Source organism: Mesobacillus campisalis (assembly GCF_000986785.1).
GTDB lineage: Bacteria > Bacillota > Bacilli > Bacillales > Cytobacillaceae > Mesobacillus_B > Mesobacillus_B campisalis.
This window is the reverse complement of sequence record NZ_LAYY01000035.1, coordinates 1-22,041: the sequence shown is the minus strand read 5'-3', so window position 1 is coordinate 22,041 and position 22,041 is coordinate 1. Positions and strand designations below refer to the sequence as shown.

Below are 22,041 nucleotides of genomic sequence, written 5' to 3'. Positions count from 1 at the left end.
AGAATGCGACTTTTTAAACCATAGCAGTAAATTTTTGCTAAAATAATATATGTTGGGTTTCAAAGATGAAACCTTTTTTGCTATCATTTCGTAACTAAGATAGCCGCAGGTAGAGCGGAGGTTGAGAATGGAAACAATAGTCAATTCCAGAATTTCGCAGGTCCTAAAAGGAGACCAAAATGCTTATGGGGAAATCGTAGAACTATATAAGGATAAAATCTTCCAATTATGCTACCGGATGCTTGGCAATCGGCATGAGGCGGAGGATATAGCCCAGGAGGCTTTTATAAGGGCTTATATCAATATTCACAGCTTCAATCAAAATAAGAAATTTTCTTCCTGGATTTACCGGATCGCAACAAACCTTTGCATAGACCGAATCAGGAAAAAGAAGCCTGACTATTTTCTTGACGCTGAAGTCCCTGGAACAGATGGGTTGAATATGTATTCCCAGATTGCCTCGGAAACCTCCTTGCCGGAGGAAGAACTTGAAAGCTTGGAACTTCAGGAAACAGTTCAAAAAGAAATTGCCAAACTACCCGAAAAATACAGAACGGTGATCGTATTAAAGTATATTGAAGAGCTTTCGCTGAACGAAATCAGCGAAATCCTTGACTTGCCTCTGGGAACGGTAAAAACGAGGATGCACAGGGGAAGGGAAGCACTTAGGCAGCAATTAAGAAATGTATAAGCTGAGGTGAAAGAAAGTGAGTTGTCCAGACAAATTTGTTGAATATATGCATGACTTCCTGGATGAAGACATTGCACCGGAAAACGAGAGGGAGCTCAGAGCACACCTGCAGACTTGCCAGGCCTGCGAGACTCATTTCAAGGAACTTAAAAAAGCGGTGGCATTCGTGCAGAGCACTGCCCATGTGAAAGCACCTGACCATTTTACTGCAGGCGTGATGGCAGCACTTCCAAAGGAAAGGAAAAAGGTTGAAGTGAATCGCTGGTTCAAGCAACATCCCTTCCTGGCAGCAGCGTCATTGTTCATCCTGTTGATGGGGGCAAGCATCCTGTCCACCTGGAATCAGGAACAGCAATTCTCTTTTTCCAAACAGCCTAATTTGATAGTCGAAGATGATACAGTGATTGTTCCGGAGGGAGAAGTCGTCAAAGGAGATATTGTTGTCCGCAATGGCAAGCTGAAAATAGAAGGCGAGGTCCAGGGAGACGTGACCGTCATTAATGGAGAGCAATACATGGCTTCTGCCGGCAAGGTGACAGGTGAAATAAGTGAAGTAAATGAAGTGTTTGAATGGATTTGGTACCATATCAAAGAAACCGCTAAAAGCACGGTGAATTTAGGGGAAGGCGATAAACAGTCACTCGAACCATGAGTGACTGTTTGTTTTTATTCATAAATAAAGCATCTGTTATGATATAATAATAAAGTTACAAACAATGGGTTTTTTGCAAAGAAGGAACATCCTGTTTTGACTAAACTTGTGGAGGAAGGGCAATGTCGTTTGCTGATTTGGATATTGTAAGATCTCTCGCCAATATTGTAGACATTCTCCTTGTTTGGTTCGTTATATACAAGGCTATGGGTTATATTCGGGGCACAAAGGCTGTGCAGCTCCTAAAAGGAATCTTTGTCATCCTGATTATTAAGTTTGCCAGTGACGTACTGGGGCTGAATACGCTTGGCTGGATCATGCAGCAGGCCATCACCTGGGGTTTTCTGGCGATCATTATCATTTTTCAGCCTGAGTTCAGGAGGGCGCTGGAGCAGCTTGGACGCGGCCGCTTGTTCTCGCGGACCAATTTCAATGAGGAAGAGAACGATGAAAAAATGGTGGAGGCCATTATTAAGGCTACCGATTATATGGCGAAACGCCGGATTGGCGCTTTAATCTCAATTGAAAAGGAAACAGGGATGGGCGATTACATAGAAACGGGCATCCAGCTTGATTCCAAAATATCGGCAGAACTGCTGATTAATATTTTTATTCCAAACACACCGCTGCACGATGGTGCGGTGATTATCCAGAGGAACCATGTGGCCGCAGCTGCGTGCTATCTGCCACTATCGGAGAGCCCTTTTATTTCCAAGGAGCTGGGAACGAGGCATCGGGCGGCGCTCGGGATCAGCGAGGTGACCGACAGTGTGACAGTGGTTGTTTCCGAGGAAACGGGAAGTATCTCGCTAACTAAAAATGGGGAGCTCTACCGGGACGTCAATATGGAAAAATTGCGGGAACTTCTGCAAAATGATTTGATTTCGCAAACAAAAGCAAAAAGTGCAGCTTCAACCCGCTGGAATTGGAGGGGGAAGAAAAATGGATAAATGGCTGGATAATCCCTGGTTTTTAAAAGGTGTTGCCTTGCTGCTTGCCATGCTGTTATTCTCTACCGCTCCAAAAATTGATCCAAACAAGCCGGGAAATGTGAATGTACCATCTGATGAAGATTCGGAATTGCTCTCTGGAGTTCCGGTGAAAAGCTATTATGATTCGGAGAATTTTGTTGTCTCCGGCATACCAGAGACAGTTGATGTCACCATACAGGGTCCCAGGAATATTGTTCAACAGGCTAAGGCACTGCGGAATTTCGAGGTGTATGTGGATTTAACAAATGAAGAAATGGGCGAGCATCAAGTGGAAATCCAGATCAGGGAAATTTCCGAGAGACTGAAGGTGACCATAGACCCTATGTATGCTACAGTTTCCATCCAGGAGAAAGTGACGAAGGAGTTCAATGTTGAAGCTGAATATAATTCCGCGATTGTGGAAAATGGCTATCTCGCAGGAGCACCTGTTGTTAAGCCAGGAAAAGTTCAAATAACTGGTGCGAAGGATGTTGTCGAAAAGGTTAGCTATGTCAAGGCCACAGTCAATGTGGATGGCCAAATTCGTGATGATGTGACAAGAGAAGCGGCCGTTCTCGTTTTGGACAAGGAGATGAACAAGCTGAATGTCCAAGTGGAGCCACAGCTGGTGCAGGTGACCATTCCTGTTAGAAGCTCGAGCAAGAAGGTGCCGCTTGAAATAGTCCAGAAAGGCACGCTTCCTGAGGATGTCAGTATCGAATCGATCACTTCGGACGTGGAAGAAGCAACCATACTTGCCCCTCCTGATGTCCTGGAGCGGGTTGACCAGGTAAGGGTGGAGGTTGATGTCAGCAGCATCGAAGAGGATACGGAGCTAACTCTGCCGGTGATTATATCTAATGGAGTAATACAGGTTGCCCCGGAAACGGCAAAAGTGACGATAAAGGTAAAAAGACAGGAAGAAGAGAGTCAGGAAGCCGGGGGCCAGGAAGTTGGGAGCCAGGAAGCAGAAAACCAGGAAGCAGAGACCCAGGAAGATATCACTGTCTCCAATATTCCAATAAGTGTTTCTGGCCAGAATGAAGAATACGAAGTGACTATATTGGATCCTGACAATGGGGTCGGAAGCTTGACGGTTTCAGGACAGAATGACAGGATTACTTCCATCGAGGAAAGCGATTTTCAACTATTGATTGATGTGTCGGGTCTCGCGGAAGGAGAACATAGTGTCGACATTGAAGTGTCAGGACCTGAAGATGTCGAGTGGAGGCTGGCAAAGGAAAAGGCCAGTGTCTCGATTACAAAAAGAGATGCGTAGTCATTGAAGAACGATTAAAATTCGATTAGTTATATACAAGGAGCGATTGATCAAATGGGTAAATATTTCGGTACTGATGGAGTACGCGGAGTGGCAAATAGTGAATTAACTCCAGAATTGGCATTTAAGCTTGGCCGGTTTGGAGGTTATGTACTGACAAAGGATCAGGAGCGGCCAAAGGTACTGATTGGACGTGACACACGGATTTCGGGACATATGCTCGAGGGTGCGCTTGTGGCCGGCCTTCTGTCAATCGGGGCTGAAGTCATGCGCCTCGGCGTAATCTCAACGCCTGGCGTATCCTATCTGACAAAGGCTCTTGGGGCTCAGGCTGGAGTAATGATCTCCGCTTCCCACAACCCTGTGGCTGATAATGGCATTAAATTTTTCGGTCCGGATGGCTTTAAGCTGTCCGACGAGCAGGAACTTGAAATCGAGCGGATTATTGACATGGAGGACGACCAGCTTCCGCGTCCGGTGGGAGCAGCACTAGGACAGGTGAATGATTACTTTGAAGGCGGCCAGAAATATCTGCAATACCTTAAGCAGAGTGTCGATGAAGATTTTTCCGGCATTCATGTCGCACTGGATTGTGCACACGGAGCAACTTCTTCTTTGGCCATGCACTTGTTTGCTGATTTGGATGCAGACATTTCCACGATGGGAGCATCTCCAAACGGGCTCAATATCAATGAGGGCGTCGGATCCACTCATCCGGAGGCGCTTGCTGCCTATGTAAAAGAGAAAGGTGCAGATGTAGGTCTTGCATTTGACGGAGATGGAGACCGCCTGATTGCGGTTGATGAAAATGGGGAAATAGTGGATGGCGACCAGATCATGTACATCTGCGCCAAGTATTTAAATGAAAAGAACAGGCTGAAACAGAACACAGTCGTTTCCACGGTGATGAGCAACCTTGGCTTTTACAAAGCCCTGGAGGCCAAGGGGATCAAGAGCATTCCTACCGCTGTCGGTGACCGTTATGTAGTGGAAGAAATGAAGAAGAATGGGTATAATCTTGGCGGCGAACAGTCAGGACATATTATCTTCCTTGACTACAATACGACAGGTGACGGGCTGCTGACGGGCTTGCAGCTTGTCAATATTATGAAAGCGACCGAAAAGCGCTTGTCGGAGCTTGCTGGCGAGATGAAAAAGTATCCACAGGTGCTTAAGAACGTCAGAGTAACGGACAAGCACCATGTAACCGACAATGAAACGGTTAAAGAAGTCATCCAAAAGGTAGAAGAGGAAATGAGCGGCAATGGCCGCATTCTCGTAAGGCCTTCGGGAACGGAGCCATTGGTGCGGGTGATGGCCGAGGCACCAACTGCCGAGCTTTGCCAGGAATATGTCGACCGGATTGCCACAGTTGTAGAACAGGAAATGGGCTTGCAGGAAGAGGGAAATTAATCGGCAAAGTCCGGTTAGCCGTCAAGGTGTACCGATAGCCTTTCCATGCATCAGGGAACACTTTTGTTCCCTGATGCATATTTATTTAGTGTAAGAGGATTACTCTTATGCTTTGAGGGGAATGGCAGAGAAGGGCATTAGCAATTTTATGTTGACGGATAAGAGAATGTCATGTATGATAATCCTGTTTTTGTAAAAAGGCAAAAACAGATCCTCTAGCAGAAAGGTGGGCAGACAAACAAGCAAGCAATACAAAAGCGCCTGGACTAATCCGGACGGTGGATTAGTTGACGAGGGTGGAGGTTTATCGAATGTTCGGCGGATGCCTCCCGGCTGAAGAGCACAGCCGCAATCTCTTCTTTAAAACATTGGGGTAACTTAATGGACAAAGAGAAGGGAATGCTAAAATTATATAAAAAATTTAATCATTCAGAGATAAGGGGGCAGGCAGCCCCCGGGTTCCTTGCCCCCTTACCAGGGAGGAACAGAAATTATGTGTGGTATTGTTGGATATATTGGTTTTAATGATTCAAAAGAAATTTTACTAAAAGGCTTGGAAAAGCTTGAATACCGCGGATATGATTCTGCGGGAATTGCTGTTGCCAACGAGCAGGGCGTACACGTGTTCAAGGAAAAGGGCCGCATTGCCGACCTAAGGTCGGTAGTGGATGGAAGTGTAGAAGCCAACACTGGAATCGGGCATACACGCTGGGCGACCCACGGAGCTCCCAGCAAGACAAATTCCCATCCGCACCAAAGCAACTCAGGAAGGTTCACGCTTGTTCATAACGGTGTTATCGAAAATTACGATATCCTAAAGCGCGAGTATCTGCAGAATGTACCATTGAAAAGTGAAACAGACACTGAAGTCATCGTCCAGTTGGTAGAACTGTTCGTAAACGATGGTCTTGGCGTGGAAGAAGCGTTCCGCAAGACGCTGACACTTTTGCATGGTTCCTATGCGCTTGCCCTTATTGATGAACAAGATAAAGAAACCATCTATGTTGCTAAAAACAAGAGCCCTCTCCTTGTCGGTCTTGGCTTTGGCTTCAATGTGGTGGCCAGTGATGCCATGGCCATGCTTCAAGTTACGGACAAGTATGTGGAGCTAATGGACAAAGAGATGGTAATCGTAAAAAAAGACGAAGTAACCATCCAGAACCTGAATGGAGAGGTCATCAGCCGCGAACCTTACACTGCCGAACTGGATGCCAGCGATATTGAAAAGGGAACCTACCCTCACTATATGCTGAAGGAAATTGATGAGCAGCCGCTGGTGATGCGGAAAATCGTCCAGAACTACCAGGATGAAAACGGTGCGCTGGAAGTGGATTCAGACATAGTCAAAGCAATGAACAATGCCGACCGCATCTACATTATTGCTGCTGGCACCTCCTACCATGCCGGCCTGGTTGGCAAGCAGTTTATCGAAAAACTTGCCGAAATCCCGGTAGAGGTTCACATTTCCAGTGAGTTTGGCTATAACATGCCACTGCTATCACAAAAGCCGCTGTTTGTTTTCATCTCCCAAAGCGGTGAAACAGCTGACAGCCGCCAAGTGCTTGTACAGGTAAAGGAAATGGGACATAAGGCTCTGACCATCACAAATGTGGCCGGATCCACCTTATCCCGTGAGGCTGATTACACCTTGCTTCTCCATGCCGGTCCTGAAATTGCTGTTGCCTCCACGAAGGCATATACAGCCCAGTTGGCGGTCCTTGCAATCCTTGCTGATGTAACGGCAAAGAGCCGCGGCATTAACGCCGAATTTGACCTTGTCCAGGAACTTGGAATTGTGGCCAACGCGATGGAAGTCCTCTGTGATGCCAAGGAAGATTTCGAAAGCATTGCCCGAGAGTACCTGGCAGTAACACGAAATTGCTTCTTTATCGGCCGGGGCATCGATTTTTATGTAGGTCTTGAAGGTGCCTTGAAGCTGAAAGAGATTTCCTACATCCAGGCCGAAGGATTTGCAGGCGGCGAACTGAAGCATGGTACGATCGCACTGATTGAAGAAGGTACACCAGTCATTGCCATTGCGACACAGGACTTCGTCAATCTGAGCATCCGCGGGAACGTCAAGGAAGTAGCGGCACGTGGTGCCAACCCATGCATCATATCAATGGAAGGCCTGGAAATGGACGGAGACCGCTTCGTCATTCCGGAAGTGAATAGTTTATTAACACCTCTTATCTCTGTTATACCAATGCAGCTGATTTCCTACTATGCGGCGCTGCACCGCGACTGTGACGTCGACAAGCCAAGAAACCTGGCGAAAAGCGTAACGGTTGAGTAAGGGAATAAATAGAAAAACCCCTGACGGTGACCCGTCAGGGGTTTTTGCTATTAATGCCCCACAGCCTTACCAAGAGCGCCTGGCTTGTTGTGTACAGAAAGCTTTTCAACCAGAGTGCTGCTATCTTTGTTCAATCCTATCAGGTTGACATTTACTCCATTTTGATGGTATTTCATCACCACTTTATCAATGGCGTTAACGGCCGAGTCATCCCAAAGATGGGCGTACGTTAAATCCAGGGTCACTTCTTTTACAGGCTCGCTGTAATTAAAGCTCTCGAGGAAATCTGTAACAGAAGCGAAGAATAATTGTCCTGTTACACCGTAGACCTTTTTGGCCGGTTGGCCTGAGGCCACAGTGGCCACTTTTACTTTGGAAATCTTGGCAGCAAAGAAAATTGCACTCAAGATGATGCCGACTAAAACACCCTTTGAAAGGTCATGTGTTGCCAGAACGGTAGCCACTGTAGCCAGCATGACAATCGTGTCTGTAACAGGAACCTTGTGAAGTCTTCTTAAATAGGACCAATCGAATGTTCCGATAGAAACCATGATCATGACACCAACCAAGGCCGCCATTGGAATTTGAACAAGGAAATTATTTAATAGAAGAATCAATACCATTAGGAATACACCAGCTGTCAATGCAGAAAGCCTTCCTCGTCCGCCTGACTTGACGTTGATTACTGACTGGCCAATCATTGCACAGCCTGCCATTCCGCCAAAGAAACCTGATACCATATTGGCAATCCCTTGTCCTCGCGCCTCTTTGTTTTTGTCACTCTTTGTATCGGTCATGTCATCGACAATCGATGCAGTCAGCAGTGATTCCACCAAACCGACGATCGCGATGGACAGAGAGTAAGGAAAGATAATTTTAAGAGTTTCAAATGTCAACGGGATATCGGGAATCAGGAAGGCAGGCAATGTCTGGGTCAACTCTCCCATATCTCCTATTGTCCTTACCCCGCTTCCGGTCATGATGGCAATAGCGGTAATCACCACTATGGCGACCAGAGGGGAGGGAACAGCCTTTGTAAAGCGCGGCAAGATATAAATAATCGCCAATGCTCCCGCAACCATCATATACATGGCCCATGATTCGCCGGCAAAGTGCGGCAGCTGGGAGGTGAAAATAAGAATCGCCAATGCATTAACGAAACCAACCATTACGGAATTCGGCACGAACTTCATCAGGCGCCCAAGCTTAAGAGCACCCATGATAATTTGTAGAATCCCGGTAAGGATGGTTGCGGCGAGCAAGTACTGCAGCCCATGCTGTGCGACAAGGGTGGTCATCAGGAGGGCGGTAGCTCCGGTGGCAGCAGAAATCATCCCTGGCCGTCCCCCGACAAAGGCAATTACCACGGCAATACAGAAGGAAGCATAAAGGCCGATCATCGGGTCCACGCCCGCGATGATCGAGAAGGCGATCGCTTCAGGAATCAACGCCATCGCGACAACCAGTCCAGCAAGGATGTCCCCTCTTATATTGCCAAACCATTCATATTTAATTTTATCCAGATTCATATAGTACCTCTTTTCCCTAGTGTTTTTGTGACTTTCAACTCTCATGAAAGTCGGGGCCGTTGTGAACAAGCTTGAGTATAAATGATTTTGGCAGATTTGTGAAATATCCATGAAAGCGGAGACAAAAGGATTTTTGCCCAGAATGCTTTCCTTTGCTTGGATTATCTGTGGAGCCGGAGGAATTGCAGAAAAGGGTATGGGAGAAAAAGGGAATCATGAATAATTTGAATAATTTGTTAACTTTTACTGATAACCTAGCTAAAATAGAAAGAAGAGAGCAAAATATAGACAAGAACCGGCATGTATCAAGATAACCTGACAGATCTCTAGCGAGGAGAGTAGGAGAGGGTAGAACAATGGTGAACTTTGTAAAGGATTTACTGTTGCATTTTTCTGTCATCCTTTTTTTGGGGTTGATTTATAATTTTCTTTATATGCAAAAGCTTCATATCAGGCCAAAGCCTGTTTTTGTTGCTTCTGTATTCATCACATTATTGCTTACTGCATCCTTTCCGGTCCGGTTTACTGGCGGTTTCGAATATGACCTTAAGTTCCTGCCGGTATTTATTGGCTATTTCTATATTGGGCCCGCGGCGGCCCTTGCGCTGATTGTTTTCCTTACACTGCATAGTGCATTGTTCAGCACTGACCCAATCGTGGTTACCATCCTTAACTATTCCATTGTGGTCGCCATTTTTTATCTGATGAACCGGCAGTATAAAGAATCGTCCATCAATAAAAAGGTGCTGATGGCATTTTCGATTTACTTTTTAATTACGTTGACCAGGGCTGTCATATTGGTGAAAGGTGGAGATGCCACCTATCTGCCTCATTTGCTTGTGTTCGCCTTCGTTTCCTTTATGGCTCTCGGGATCACCATATATATGATTGAAATGACGGACTTTCAGCGGAAGACTGTCATGGAGCTCCATAAAGCAGAGAAACTTTCCGCCATCAGCCAGCTCGCGGCTTCCGTGGCCCATGAAGTCCGGAATCCGATCACAACAATTAAAGGCTTTATGCAAGTATTGCTGGGAGAGAAAAACCTTACAGATAACCAAATGATGTATATTAATATCTCCCTTCAGGAGCTGGAGCGTACCCAAACCATCATTAATAATTTCCTTTCTCTGGCCAGGCCGGCTGTCCATCAGGAAAATGAAATTGACTTGACTTTGCTTCTTAGGGAGATTACCGAGTTTATGAAGCCTTATTCCCATTATTCCAACATAGAGATTATCGAACAGGTAGAAGAAGGCTTAAAGATTAAAGCAGACCCCCATGAAGTAAGGCAAGTTATTATTAACTTGATGAAAAATGGAATTGAAGCCATGCCTGACGGAGGCAAATTTTATATAAAAGCGGGAAATGAAGGGGAGTACATCCACGTCCGCATTCAGGATGAAGGAATTGGAATGACAAAAAAACAGCTGGCAAAGCTGGGAAGCCCCTATTATTCAACAAAGGAAAAAGGGACGGGGCTTGGGTTGATGATTTGCTATGAAATCATTTACCGAATGAAAGGGAAAATCCTTATCGACAGTGAAGTGGGAAAAGGGACGACCTTTACATTGATGATTCCCTCGGCTGCTTGATGCCTGCATAAAAATGTTCCACATGAAACGCTTTGGATGCTCCGTCGGATGGCATGCCTATGGTATAATAAAAAGGAGAAAATATTGGGTGAACTGTAAAATTTTATAAGGAGGAAGCCGATGAGAGCGAGAGTCAGAAGGAATCAAACTTTTACATTGGAGAAATTAAAGGATTTTATAGCAACAATTCTCTTGCATCTAAGCTTCTATGCCTTCATTATTTTCATTGTTCTGTTCTTTATTGATAATTTTTCCTGATAAAAAACAGCTCCTTTCTTCCGACGGAGCTGTTTTTGTTGGTGAGAACATATAATTTTTATGGAGCGGATTCTTTACAATATCATGCTAGCAAAAAAGGAATATCCTTACAAAAAGAATGGTAGTTCCATCTTCCTATTTAGTTGAGTATACATCTGAAGCGTTTCTCTTCATCTTGTAGTAAAATGAAAAGTATCATTCAATTTAAATATGGTGATTAGGGAATTGTAATAACGTCAGGGGGAATCAGCTTGAAGAGGCACCATTCATATAACCGGGATCTTTTGTATGTCCATCTAAACGACCGTGATCAGTATGTGTTATCGTGCGGAATAGAGTTTTTTGAATTTGCGCGCTCCCTGCCGGATTCAATCCATAACCTGTTGCTCTTGAAGCATCAATACGATGATGGAGATTTTAACCGTCACACGCTGCTGCATTATGTCCCGGAAGACAGAGTCGCAAAGCTTGTGGCTGAAAATGTAGCGGGATACGGTGATTTTTGCTGGATGGATTTTGAAGAAGTCGAGGGGCTCAATGTCATGGCACCACACGAAATTGCCGAGATCCTGTACTTAGGCCACACGAAACATCATTTGAAGCTTCCGTTTTATAACCAGCTTGGCAACCGGTTTGCCTATCTGGCCCATGATGATGGCTGGTTCAATAAGGTTTACTATCGCAATCTTAATGATTTTTTTCGCATGCTTGGGAATGTCATTCCGGAGAAAATCGCCACGCGTAAACCTGAGAAGAACCTTCTGGGAATACGCAAAAAGCGGGTGTATCCATCCATCAGCAGAGAGATTTTAAAATCGCTGAACCCTGCTTTCAAGGAAGGGGCCGTTTTTTCGATTCATAATGTAGAGCAGAATCGCAACCGGCTTGAAGTTCCAATCTGGATCATCGGGGATTTTTCGAATATGGACGAGATGTATGAAGAATTCTCACAGGCAGGAAACGGCTCTCCGGACGGAAGACTAGTCTTTGACAAAAAGCAGAGAGAATGGAGTTTGCTCTAGAAAGAACGCCCTGGCAGGATTGCCAGGGCGTTCTTATCCTGTTTTTTAAAATTGTGCGGGGATGATGATTTATTCCTGTATAACAGGTTTAGTTCAAGCATGAGGTTTCATACATTAAAAAGAGGAAATAGTAAGCCTGGGGCTTGCCGAATGTAAAGAGAATGTCTCCCTATCTTCATAAAGATAGTGTTAAAATAAAAAAAGTGATCGAGATAAATGGAGGTTTCCTGACTATGAAAACAAAAATCGGGCTGCTGTATGGCGGCAAATCAGCTGAACATAAGGTATCGATGCAAACGGCCCTTGCAGTGACGAGAGCAATCAATTATGACAAGTTTGAAATCCATCCAATTTACATAACAGATAATGGGGAGTGGGTAAAGGGCCCTCGGCTGGATGCTCCGGCCGAAAGTGTCAAGGCGCTGGAATTCTCCCAGGCTGCCCTCCCTTCGCCTGGTTTTAATCCTGCGGTTTTCCAATCCGAAGAGGCCAGCCTTGATGTCATCTTCCCGCTGCTTCATGGACCAAATGGCGAGGATGGAACCGTGCAGGGTATGCTTGAATTGCTGAACCTTCCTTATGTTGGGAATGGGGTGTTGGCTTCTGCGGCAGGCATGGATAAAGTGGCCATGAAAAATATTTTTGCACAGGCCGGGCTTAACCAGGTAGCCTATGTTTCCTTTATCCGCGGCGAGTGGGAAAAGGACAGGGAAACGGCTTTTATACAAGTTGAGGAAAAGCTTGGCTACCCTTGCTTTGTAAAGCCTGCCAATCTGGGTTCAAGCGTTGGCATCTCAAAGGCGGCCAACCGTGAAGAGCTTCGGCAGGCATTTGAAGAAGCGTTTCAATTTGACCGGAAAGTGATTGTGGAGCAAGGGGTAACTGCAAGGGAAATTGAAATTGGCGTCTTGGGCAACGATGAAGCAGAGTGCTCTGTTGCGGGTGAAATTGTACCCAAAAAAGACTTTTATGATTACAAAGCAAAATATGAAGATGGCGACACAGCCCTCATCATCCCTGCTGATATTACAGACAGCCAATATGAAGCACTAAAGACGCAGGCCATCAGGGCATATAAGGCACTTGACTGTTCCGGCCTGGTACGGGCGGATTTCTTCCTCACGAAAGAAGGAGACCTGCTTATCAATGAAGTTAATACCATGCCTGGATTCACTCCGTTCAGCATGTTCCCGCTTTTGTGGAAGCATACAGGACTGGAATATCCCCAGCTGATTGAAAGGCTTGTCCAGCTTGGAATAGAGCGCCATGAGGAGAAGCAAAAAATAAAATACACTTTTTAGGATAGAAGTTATTGCAGGAGGATAATGCCGTGATTCAAAAGCCGCTTAACAAAATTGCCGAAATGATTCAGGCAGATGCAGAAAAATTTGGTGATGTAATGATAAATGGGGTTTCCATTGATTCCCGCAAAATAGAGGCGGGGAATCTTTTTGTCCCTTTCAAAGGAGAAAATGCGGATGGCCACCGGTTCGTGGAGGATGCCATCAAACGAGGTGCAGCCGCAGCTTTCTGGCAGAAAGATGTTCCCAATCCGCCAAGCCATTTGCCGCTTATACTGGTTGACGATACATTGACCGCCCTTCAGGAACTGGCCAGAAGCTACCGGAATGAGCTCAATGTGAAAGTGCTCGGGATTACCGGGAGCAATGGAAAGACAACGACAAAGGATATGGCCGCCAGCCTGCTTGGACTCAAGTACCGTGTCAGGAAAACAGAAGGCAACTATAACAACCATATTGGCCTGCCATTAACGATTTTGCGCCTTAGTGAAGACACGGAAATGGCCGTCCTGGAAATGGGGATGAGCGCCAAAGGCGAAATTGAATTTTTGACAAGGCTCGCCAGGCCGGATGCGGTCATTATCACCAATATTGGCGAATCGCACCTGCTCGATCTCGGTTCGCGGGAAGCAATTGCTGACGCAAAGATGGAAATCATCCTTGGCCTAAAGGACGGGGGCAGAATCATCTATAACGGAGATGAGCCGTTGCTGCGTGAGCGCCTGGCGGCATATGATGGACCGGGAAGTGTAAAGACGTTCGGCAGAAACGCCGGTAATGACCTTTATCCTGCCAAAATCGACCAGCATCCGGAGGGGAATACCTTTACAACAAATGCAGGCGAAGAGAAATTCCACTTGCCTGTTTTAGGGACGCACAATGTCCTTAATGGGCTTGCCGCCATGCTGGCAGCTGAATTTTTTGGTGTTGCCTTTAACAGGATGAATGAAGGATTTGCCGGGTTGAAATTGACCAATATGAGAATGGAGCTTGTAAAAGGCGCGAACGGCGAATCAATTATCAATGACGCCTATAATGCAAGCCCGACTTCCATGAGGGCAGCGATTGAACTAGTCTCAAATTTGCCTGGGTATGACCGGAAAATATTGGTGCTTGGGGACATGCTTGAGCTCGGCCCGCAGGAAAAAGAGTTCCATCAGCAAATCGGTGCGGAACTGGATTCAGGGAAGGTTGACTATGTGCTGACTTTTGGCAGCCTTGGTGCCTTTATTGGCATTGGCGCCAAGGAGGCTCTTGGAGAAGGCAGAGTGTTTTCCTTTGAAAATAAAGATGAACTTAATCAAAAGCTAAAACAGCTCGCATCTGGAAAAACCCTTGTCCTGGTAAAGGCCTCGCGCGGCATGAAACTGGAAGAAACAGTCTCTTTCCTGCAAAATAAGGGATAAAAAACACCTCTGCTTTTTTTGGGCAGAGGTGTATTGTTGTGTGAAATGCGTAAAAATGGGGAACAATTTTAAGGGAATGATGAATGCTTTATATTTGCGGTTTTCCGGTTTTTGTCAGAGAATAAATAGAAGAACCGCTATGTTTTACCGGCTGTTTTAGGCCTTTTCAGGATTTTGGAAAAGAGATGTTGATTCCACTGCTGCGCGTTATAGAATTGCAATCCGTACCAGCAGATGGTAAGATAAACATCAAGTGTCTACGTAAGAAAATCCTGTAATTGACATGCTCGCACGATGGAGAATGTCTTTTTGCTGCTAATAAACTGTGCCCTGGAGAACATTATCCTCCTCGCACGCGCCATTTTCCGGCGCTTTCCATGGCGTACAATTTTACCAGAGAAGGCAATAATTGCGATAAACTTAAACAGCCACTTAGTAAGGATTCATATAAGAACGAGAAAAAGGAGAATGAACAAATTTGACATTGTTTGAAGATTTGGGCATAAGCCCCGCAACATTAAAGTCACTGAAGAAAATGGGTTTTGAGGAAGCTACACCAATTCAGGCAGAAACCATCCCAATGAGCCTGCAAAACAAGGACCTGATTGGCCAGGCGCAAACTGGGACAGGGAAGACTGCCGCATTCGGAATTCCGCTGATTGACAAGATTGAAAAAGAAAAGAACCACATCCAGGGAATTATCATCGCCCCGACCCGCGAGCTTGCTGTACAGGTTTCAGAGGAACTTTATAAAATCGGTTCCGGAAAAAGAGTGGGAGTACTGGCAATCTATGGTGGCCAGGATATCAACCGCCAGATCCGCGCCTTGAAGAAAGGGCCTCATATCATTGTCGGGACACCTGGACGTCTGCTGGACCATATTAACCGGAAGACGATTCGCCTGGACAATGTCCAGACTGTCATTTTGGATGAAGCGGACGAAATGCTGAACATGGGCTTCATTGAAGACATCGAAAGCATTCTTGCAAAGGTTCCGGAAGAACGCCAGACACTTCTGTTCTCTGCAACAATGCCTGGACCAATCCAGAAAATTGCTGAGCGTTTCATGAAGGACCCCCAAGTTATTCGTGTAAAAGCACGCGAGATGACTGTGCCGTCCATTGAACAGTTTTATGTTGAAGTTCAGGAGAAGAACAAATTCGATGTCATGACAAGGCTTCTTGACATCCAGTCCCCTGAGCTAGCCATTGTCTTCGGACGTACAAAGCGACGTGTAGATGAACTGGCTGAAGCCTTGAATTTGCGTGGCTACACAGCTGAGGGCATCCATGGCGACCTGTCACAGGCGAAACGGATGTCTGTGCTCCGCAAATTTAAAGAGGGCTCGATCGATGTTCTTGTTGCTACGGATGTAGCAGCACGCGGCCTGGATATTTCCGGGGTTACCCATGTATATAACTTCGACATCCCGCAGGACCCTGAAAGCTATGTGCACCGTATCGGCCGAACAGGCCGTGCAGGCAAGACAGGAATGGCCATGACATTTGTGACGCCAAGAGAAAAATCCTACCTGTCTGTTGTGGAAAGAACAACGAAAAGAAAGATGGAGCGCATGAAGGCTCCAACTCTTGACCAAGCCCTTGAAGGCCAGCAAAGAGCCGTAGTTGACAAGATTGTTCAAACCATCGAGTCGAACAACCTGCAATACTATCGCCAGGCTGCTGAAGAATTGCTGAGTGATCACGATCCGGCTACAGTGGTTGCATCTGTGCTGAAGATGCTGACAAAAGAACCGGATAACACTCCAGTAAGACTGACGGAGGAAAAGCCGCTTCCAATGCGCAGGGACCGCGACAAAAAGCCGCAGGACCGAAGAAGAGGCCAGGACTACAACCGCAATAAAAACTACAAGCCGCGTACGGCAGCGAAAAGAACAGGCGGAAAGCCAAGCCGCACGCCAAGATAAACAAGCATTTGAAGGGAGCATCAGTTGATGCTCCCTTCTTTATTATTCTTTAAAAAAAGCCATACTAAAGAATAAAAGGGGGATTCCCATGACCATTGTGAGACTTGGCTATGTGGCAATGAGTGTCGAGCTGCAAAACTGTTCGCCTTCACAGACGATGACATATAAACAATTTATGGGCATAAAAGACAGGGAAGCCGCTATCAGCAAGCTGGAGCGGATAGCCGTATCCAATCTGGAAAACTGCCTAAGGCTGCTTAAACACAATAAAGCCAATGACATTGCATTCTTCCGCCTTAGTTCGCGCCTGATTCCGCTGGCGAACCATGAAGAGCTTGGCGACTGGAGGTATATGCGTGCCCTGTCCAAACCGCTAAAGGCGATTGAAGAGTATCTCCAGGAAAATCCGATGCGGATTGACTTTCATCCGGACCATTTTGTGCTGCTGAATACAACCAAAAAGGAGATTCTTAATAATTCGATCAAAACCCTGGCGATGCACCATGCTCTTTTAAAGGGGATGGGGGTTGACCCGCGGCACCGCTGTGTCCTCCATGTCGGCGGGGCTTACGAGGATAAAGAGAAGGCCCTTGAACAGTTTATCCATAATTGGGCCCTGATTCCGCAAGTTCTCCAATCGATGGTGATGCTGGAAAACGACGATACAACCTTTACCCTGAACGACACTCTGTATTTGTGTGAAAAAATTGGCATTCCCCTGGTGTTTGATTATCACCATCACTTGGCTAATTTTGAAAAAGAAGAATGGGAAACAGAATGGGAGCGGATTGTCGGAACTTGGGCTGATTCTTCACTTCCAGTGAAAATGCATATTTCAAGCCCAAGGTCGGAGAAAGAGTTTCGGGCGCATGCTGACCATATCGACCCGCAGATGTTCCTCGACTTTTTGCATAAGATACATGGCAGCATCCCCGAGATTCACTGCATGATTGAAGCAAAAAGGAAGGATGAGGCCCTTTTCAGGCTGATGGATAACCTGAAGGAAACCGGGGAAATCGAGCAGATCGACCAGGCGTCCTTCAGGATATAGGAAAGTATTGGAGACCTGCCCAAAAAATGTCCATCCGCCAAAGTACATATTGTATACTAGTAAAGATATGTTAAATGGAAAACGGGAGGATCTTTTTATGATTCTGGAGCCTCAAACACGGATATCGGAACGGGCGTTGACAGTGTGGCAAATTTCCGGAGGTATCCATTCCTTGATTGTTTGGCTTTTTGGAGCAGGATTAGTGGCGATTGCCTGGTTGTTTGACTGGCCCTGGTGGCTGGCAGGCTCTGTGCTGGCTATTTGTGCCCTCCACAGCTATTTTTTTATCCTCCTGATGCCGCGCCTGCGCTGGAAACGATGGCGCTATGAGGTCAGGGAGCAGGAAATCGAGCTGCAGAGGGGAGTATTCATTATTAAAAGAACGCTTGTGCCGATGATAAGGGTGCAGCATGTTGATACGCGGCAAGGGCCGATCCTGAGAAAATATGGATTGGCTACCATCACGATTTCGACAGCGGCTACGGTACATGAAATACCGGCCCTCGAGCTTGATGAAGCGGAGGAACTGCGCCTTTCGATATCGAAACTGGCAAGGGTGGCAGATGAAGATGATGTCTGAGGCGAAAAGATTGCATCCTGTCGCTGCACTCATTCATGCCTTGCGCCAGTTAAAGGAATTGCTGATCCCTTTACTTCTTTTTGTAGTGTTTGGAAGCAGGGGAAGCGGAAGCCTTTTTTATCTTGCTGCTTCGGCCGGAACACTGATTATTGTGATCGGCTTTGGCATCCTGACATGGTACCGGTTTACCTATAGAATTGAAAATAGAGAGCTGCGAATCGAACATGGCATTTTTATTCGCAGGAAGAGATATATTCCCTTTGAAAGGATCCAAAGCCTCGATATTTCCGAAGGACTTTTGCAACGTCCGTTAGGGCTGGTCAAAATTAAAGTCGAAACAGCAGGAGGAGCAGGCTCGGAGGATGCGGAAGCTGTCCTGGCGGCAGTCACCAAAGAAGATGCTGCTTTTATCCATGAAATGCTCGTCTCCGTCAAGAAGGGCCGGCTATCGGCCAGTGAGGAAGCAGAGGCAGAAGCAGAAACGATTCTTTATCGAATTACGCTGCGTGAACTCTTGCTGCTTGCTTCCACCTCCGGAGGCGTAGGGGTCGTCATTTCGGCTGTTTTTGCCTTTGTTTTTCAGTTTGAAGAGTTCATTCCGTATGAAACGGTGTTCAAAGGGCTCGAGGACTTTGCCTCATTGGGCCTGATTATAATCACTGGAGTCATATTCCTCGGTTTTTTACTAGTCTGGGTGATTTCTGTCTTGAGTACCATGCTGAAATACGCCAACTTCACTTTAAAAAAAGTGGAAAATGATTTTATTATTACAAGAGGTCTCCTGGAAAAGCGGCAATTTACGATTCCGCTAAACCGGATTCAGGCGGTCAGAATCAGCGAAAACCCTCTTCGTCAGCCATTCGGACTGGCCTCGGTCTTCCTCGAGAGTGCCGGAGGCTCTGCGGTCAATGAGGAAAGTGCCAAGGTGATTGTCCTTCCGATCATAAAAAAGGGCAGGGTACCGAAGCTGCTGGGACCCTACCTCAAGGAGTGCGAGTTTGAATGGTCGCTGGCACCCGCACCTAAACGGGCGTTTCGAAGATACCTGTTTAGAAGTTCCATCATGACTTTGCCTCTTGCCGTTTTTTTCGTCATCTTTTTCAGGCCTTGGAGCTGGATTGGCTTGCTGCTTCTGGCTGCCTCTTTCCTATGGGCATGGCTGGAATTCAGGGCAGCCGGATGGGGACTTCATGGCGGGTACCTTGCATTAAGGTTTCGCACAATCGGAAAAAACACAGTGATTATGAAAAAAGAAAAAGTGCAATCCATCAGCGTAAAACAGAGCCATTTTCAGCGTAAAAAGCAATTAGCTACCATTGAGGTTGTCGTGAAATCCGGGCATAGTGGCTCGGGAGGAAAGGTGGCCGATCTTGAATGCGGAGATATGGAGAGGATTTTTCGATGGTATTCCCGTGAACAAGGTTCTCCTGCCAATGTGGAACTGGCTGGCCGGGAATAAAAAAGCGCCGCAGGGGGCGCTTTTACTTTTTGAAGAGCAGCCTTCCAATCAGGAAGCCGGCAATCAGCCCGAAAATATGGGCCGTGATGTTGATGTTTGGCTGGATGAATGTCATCACGACACTGATTGCGGCGATGGTCAAGATGGTCTGCGAGCCCTCCCTGGAGAGCATATGTTTCTGGTACATGGCCATTGAGATATAAAAGCCGAACAGACCAAAGATGGCACCGCTTGAACCTACGTGTACATAAGCCGGGGGCTCAAGCAGGAGGGTGGCAACATTGGCCGCTATTCCTGAAATCAGATACACCGCCAGGAACCTTGGTTTTCCAAGCATCCTTTCGAGTGCCGGCCCAAACAGCACTAGTGAAAAACTGTTGAATAATAGATGGGCAAAACCGGAGTGGACAAATATAGGGGTTGCCAGCCGCCAGATTTCTCCCTCCATAATATAAAGATTGACACCTGCAAGCAGGGAAAAAATCTCGTTCCCTGGAAGGATAGGCAGGGAAGTAGCCAAGAATACTAGCAGGTGGATCAGGATAATTAGCGAAATTACCGGGTAGAACAGGATAAATTCACGAAAGCTTTCGGTTCTTGTAAACATGTAAAACCTCCTGGAACATTCATATATTAAGAATAGCCATAACAGGGCGGGAAAACTACTGTTTTACCTATTTTATTGTCACAATGGAAAATTAGAAGGGGGCTTGGCAAATGATCGCGGGAATTGGGATGGATATTGTGGAAATCAGCCGGATAGCGGCCATGCTTGAGAAGCAGAAGCGCTTTGCGGAACGGATTCTGACAGAGGAAGAAAGACGGGTATTTAATACACTTGCCGGGAGGAGGAAAGCCGAGTTTCTGGCGGGGCGCTTTGCTGCAAAGGAGGCCTTCTCCAAAGCGGCTGGAACCGGAATTGGGAAAGAGCTTTCCTTTCAGGATATTGAGATTGGCACCAGTCCCCTCGGGCAGCCGCTCATTCTAAAACCATTCTCCGAAGGCGTCCACCTGTCAATCACCCACAGTTCCGAATATGCAGCGGCCCAGGTGGTCATTGAAGAAGCAAATAATTAAAGCTTGTCAAAAAGCCCGGTCATAAACCCCAAGGTTGTCTCATATATTCATAGTGCAACAGGGGAGACAAGACCAGGCGGCGGGAATATGCTGGACTGTCTTTTCTTTCCCTTTCATGTTGAACTAAGACTAAAAGGGGTTGAAGGAATGAAGAAAAGGTTTATGCTGCTTCTCGCCGGGCTGATGGTTATATTTGCTTTGGCTGCATGCGGGGCGAAATCGCAGGAGTCTGTCGTCAAGGATTTAAATGAAACGATGACAGAGCTGAAAAGCTATAAAGCCAAAGCGAAAATGACCTTGCAGATGGGTTCGGATCCACAGGTGTATGAAGTTGAAATCTGGCACAAGAATCCTTCCTACTATCGGGTAAACCTGAAGAACGCCCAGAAAGACCAGAGCCAGATGATCCTGAGAAATGACGAGGGTGTATTTGTCCTGACTCCTGCATTGAACAAGAGCTTCCGCTTCCAAAGCAGCTGGCCGGAGAACAGCAGCCAAGCCTATTTATATGAGTCCCTGATCAAGGATATCCTCGAGGATAAGGAAGCAAAGTTCACGGAAACGAAAGAGCACTTTGTGTTCGAGACAAAGACGCGCTATCAGAACAGCCAAATGCTCCCGCTGCAGGAAATCAAGCTGGACAAGAAGAACTTGGCCCCGGTCAGCGTGAATGTCATGGATACAGACAGGAACTCGCTTGTCATCGTGGAGTTCTCGGATGTAAAGCTTGACGCAGAGTTTGATAAAGATGCATTTGATATGAAAAAGAACATGACTGCTTCCCAGCTGGAGGTCCCAGTGATGGCGGATGTGCAGGATAACTCGTTTACCGTTAAATACCCAATGGCAGAGATCCCGGGCGTGACCCTGCAAGACGAGAGGCAATTGGAGAGCGAAAAGAGCAACCGCATCGTACTGACCTACGGCGGTGATAAATCATTCACCCTCGTCCAGGAAAAAGCTGAAGTGATGGAAGATGGAACGTATCCGGTATCCATGAACGGACACCCGGTTGACTTAGGATTCACAGTTGGAGCGCAGTCTGACAACAGCCTCCACTGGACTTACCAAGGAGTGGATTATATGCTCGCTTCCTCGGATCTCACACCAGAAGAAATGGTAATGGTGGCAAGGTCCGTCCAGGGAGATGCAGAGAAATAGCATATGCTCAGGAGCAGGCTCCCATGCGAGGGCCTGCTTTTTTTATAGCGGGAATGCTGCCTAAGTGCTTTTAGGGGCGATGCTTGGGACAGGGGCGGTGGGATTCTAGGTTCTATCAGAGCCATTTTTGAAGGGCTGGGCGTGAAAACGGGTCCTGAGTGTGGTTGTCAGAACCTTTTTTGAGGAGTTCGGAGGGAAAACGGGTCCTGAGAGCAGTTATCAGAGCCATTTTTGAAGGGTTGGGCGGAAAATTGGGCACTGAGAGTAGTCGTCAGATCCCTTTTTGAAGGGTTGGGCGGAAAACCGGGCACTGAGAGTAGCTGTCAGAGCCCTTTTTGAAGGGTTCGGTGGAAAACTGGGTACTGAGAGTAGT

18 protein-coding genes are annotated in these 22,041 nt (G+C 46.6%); 16 read left to right on the top strand and 2 right to left on the bottom strand.

The annotated features are described in order from the left end of the window. Positions 1-127: 127 nt before the first annotated feature. The 6 genes from sigW to glmS all read left to right on the top strand — a co-directional run bounded on the left by sigW (position 128) and on the right by glmS (position 7,302). Positions 128-691, top strand: coding sequence for an RNA polymerase sigma factor SigW (gene sigW, locus WQ57_RS20175; protein WP_046525575.1), 564 nt, complete (start codon positions 128-130; stop codon positions 689-691). 16 nt (positions 692-707) lie between these two features. Beyond that, positions 708-1,343, top strand: a complete 636-nt coding sequence (locus WQ57_RS20170; RefSeq protein WP_046525574.1) for an anti-sigma factor family protein — start codon at positions 708-710, stop codon at positions 1,341-1,343. 122 nt (positions 1,344-1,465) lie between these two features. Continuing rightward, positions 1,466-2,293: a diadenylate cyclase CdaA gene (gene cdaA / locus WQ57_RS20165; protein ID WP_046525573.1), complete on the top strand. Its 828-nt coding sequence runs from the start codon at positions 1,466-1,468 to the stop codon at positions 2,291-2,293. Continuing rightward, positions 2,286-3,593 (top strand): CdaR family protein, encoded by a 1,308-nt coding sequence (locus WQ57_RS20160; RefSeq protein WP_046525572.1) that lies wholly within the window; start codon positions 2,286-2,288, stop codon positions 3,591-3,593. Before cdaA ends, WQ57_RS20160 begins: the two co-directional genes overlap by 8 nt. A 54-nt stretch (positions 3,594-3,647) precedes the next feature. Then, positions 3,648-5,006: a phosphoglucosamine mutase gene (gene glmM / locus WQ57_RS20155; protein ID WP_046525571.1), complete on the top strand. Its 1,359-nt coding sequence runs from the start codon at positions 3,648-3,650 to the stop codon at positions 5,004-5,006. Between the two features lie 493 nt (positions 5,007-5,499). Beyond that, entirely contained in the window at positions 5,500-7,302 is a 1,803-nt protein-coding gene (gene glmS, locus WQ57_RS20150) for a glutamine--fructose-6-phosphate transaminase (isomerizing) (protein ID WP_046525570.1), read from the top strand. Between the two features lie 50 nt (positions 7,303-7,352). On the opposite strand, the gene WQ57_RS20145 is transcribed toward glmS, so the two are convergent. Continuing rightward, positions 7,353-8,831 carry a SulP family inorganic anion transporter gene (locus WQ57_RS20145; RefSeq protein ID WP_046525569.1) on the bottom strand — a complete coding sequence of 493 codons (1,479 nt, stop codon included), beginning with the start codon at positions 8,829-8,831 and terminating at the stop codon, positions 7,353-7,355. A gap of 356 nt (positions 8,832-9,187) precedes the next feature. Between WQ57_RS20145 and WQ57_RS20140 the strand changes: the two genes are divergently transcribed. The 8 genes from WQ57_RS20140 (at position 9,188) to WQ57_RS20105 (ending at position 19,430) form a co-directional block, all read left to right on the top strand. After that, positions 9,188-10,426 (top strand): ATP-binding protein, encoded by a 1,239-nt coding sequence (locus WQ57_RS20140; RefSeq protein ID WP_046525568.1) that lies wholly within the window; start codon positions 9,188-9,190, stop codon positions 10,424-10,426. 509 nt (positions 10,427-10,935) lie between these two features. Continuing rightward, on the top strand, positions 10,936-11,706 hold the full coding sequence (locus WQ57_RS20135; RefSeq protein WP_046525567.1) for a hypothetical protein: 771 nt from the start codon (positions 10,936-10,938) through the stop codon (positions 11,704-11,706). 233 nt (positions 11,707-11,939) lie between these two features. After that, positions 11,940-13,007 (top strand): D-alanine--D-alanine ligase, encoded by a 1,068-nt coding sequence (locus WQ57_RS20130; RefSeq protein ID WP_046525566.1) that lies wholly within the window; start codon positions 11,940-11,942, stop codon positions 13,005-13,007. A 29-nt stretch (positions 13,008-13,036) separates the two neighbouring features. Continuing rightward, positions 13,037-14,413 carry a UDP-N-acetylmuramoyl-tripeptide--D-alanyl-D-alanine ligase gene (locus WQ57_RS20125; protein ID WP_046525565.1) on the top strand — a complete coding sequence of 459 codons (1,377 nt, stop codon included), beginning with the start codon at positions 13,037-13,039 and terminating at the stop codon, positions 14,411-14,413. 478 nt (positions 14,414-14,891) lie between these two features. Further along, positions 14,892-16,340, top strand: a complete 1,449-nt coding sequence (gene cshA / locus WQ57_RS20120) for a degradosome RNA helicase CshA (RefSeq protein WP_046525564.1) — start codon at positions 14,892-14,894, stop codon at positions 16,338-16,340. A gap of 88 nt (positions 16,341-16,428) precedes the next feature. After that, positions 16,429-17,391, top strand: coding sequence for a UV DNA damage repair endonuclease UvsE (uvsE, locus tag WQ57_RS20115; protein WP_046525563.1), 963 nt, complete (start codon positions 16,429-16,431; stop codon positions 17,389-17,391). 97 nt (positions 17,392-17,488) lie between these two features. After that, positions 17,489-17,971 (top strand): PH domain-containing protein, encoded by a 483-nt coding sequence (locus tag WQ57_RS20110; RefSeq protein WP_046525562.1) that lies wholly within the window; start codon positions 17,489-17,491, stop codon positions 17,969-17,971. Then, positions 17,955-19,430 (top strand): PH domain-containing protein, encoded by a 1,476-nt coding sequence (locus WQ57_RS20105; RefSeq protein ID WP_338151914.1) that lies wholly within the window; start codon positions 17,955-17,957, stop codon positions 19,428-19,430. The genes WQ57_RS20110 and WQ57_RS20105 overlap by 17 nt, the downstream gene beginning before the upstream one ends. Positions 19,431-19,452: 22 nt before the next feature. On the opposite strand, the gene WQ57_RS20100 is transcribed toward WQ57_RS20105, so the two are convergent. Then, entirely contained in the window at positions 19,453-20,037 is a 585-nt protein-coding gene (locus tag WQ57_RS20100; protein ID WP_046525561.1) for a rhomboid family intramembrane serine protease, read from the bottom strand. Positions 20,038-20,147: 110 nt separating this feature from the next. Between WQ57_RS20100 and acpS the strand changes: the two genes are divergently transcribed. Beyond that, positions 20,148-20,507: a holo-ACP synthase gene (gene acpS / locus WQ57_RS20095; protein ID WP_046525560.1), complete on the top strand. Its 360-nt coding sequence runs from the start codon at positions 20,148-20,150 to the stop codon at positions 20,505-20,507. A 147-nt stretch (positions 20,508-20,654) separates the two neighbouring features. Then, positions 20,655-21,668, top strand: coding sequence for a LolA family protein (locus tag WQ57_RS20090; RefSeq protein ID WP_046525583.1), 1,014 nt, complete (start codon positions 20,655-20,657; stop codon positions 21,666-21,668). Positions 21,669-22,041: the final 373 nt, after the last annotated feature.

What these genes read in the sequence shown, in the direction of transcription:
- WQ57_RS20110 (WP_046525562.1), top strand. Translation starts at nt 17,489, where the DNA reads ATGATTCTGGAGCCTCAAACACGGATATCGGAACGGGCGTTGACAGTG.
- acpS (WP_046525560.1), top strand. Translation starts at nt 20,148, where the DNA reads ATGATCGCGGGAATTGGGATGGATATTGTGGAAATCAGCCGGATAGCG.
- WQ57_RS20100 (WP_046525561.1), bottom strand. Translation starts at nt 20,037, where the DNA reads ATGTTTACAAGAACCGAAAGCTTTCGTGAATTTATCCTGTTCTACCCG.
- WQ57_RS20160 (WP_046525572.1), top strand. Translation starts at nt 2,286, where the DNA reads ATGGATAAATGGCTGGATAATCCCTGGTTTTTAAAAGGTGTTGCCTTG.
- sigW (WP_046525575.1), top strand. Translation starts at nt 128, where the DNA reads ATGGAAACAATAGTCAATTCCAGAATTTCGCAGGTCCTAAAAGGAGAC.
- WQ57_RS20090 (WP_046525583.1), top strand. Translation starts at nt 20,655, where the DNA reads ATGAAGAAAAGGTTTATGCTGCTTCTCGCCGGGCTGATGGTTATATTT.
- glmM (WP_046525571.1), top strand. Translation starts at nt 3,648, where the DNA reads ATGGGTAAATATTTCGGTACTGATGGAGTACGCGGAGTGGCAAATAGT.
- WQ57_RS20145 (WP_046525569.1), bottom strand. Translation starts at nt 8,831, where the DNA reads ATGAATCTGGATAAAATTAAATATGAATGGTTTGGCAATATAAGAGGG.
- cdaA (WP_046525573.1), top strand. Translation starts at nt 1,466, where the DNA reads ATGTCGTTTGCTGATTTGGATATTGTAAGATCTCTCGCCAATATTGTA.
- glmS (WP_046525570.1), top strand. Translation starts at nt 5,500, where the DNA reads ATGTGTGGTATTGTTGGATATATTGGTTTTAATGATTCAAAAGAAATT.
- WQ57_RS20140 (WP_046525568.1), top strand. Translation starts at nt 9,188, where the DNA reads ATGGTGAACTTTGTAAAGGATTTACTGTTGCATTTTTCTGTCATCCTT.
- uvsE (WP_046525563.1), top strand. Translation starts at nt 16,429, where the DNA reads ATGACCATTGTGAGACTTGGCTATGTGGCAATGAGTGTCGAGCTGCAA.
- WQ57_RS20105 (WP_338151914.1), top strand. Translation starts at nt 17,955, where the DNA reads ATGAAGATGATGTCTGAGGCGAAAAGATTGCATCCTGTCGCTGCACTC.
- WQ57_RS20130 (WP_046525566.1), top strand. Translation starts at nt 11,940, where the DNA reads ATGAAAACAAAAATCGGGCTGCTGTATGGCGGCAAATCAGCTGAACAT.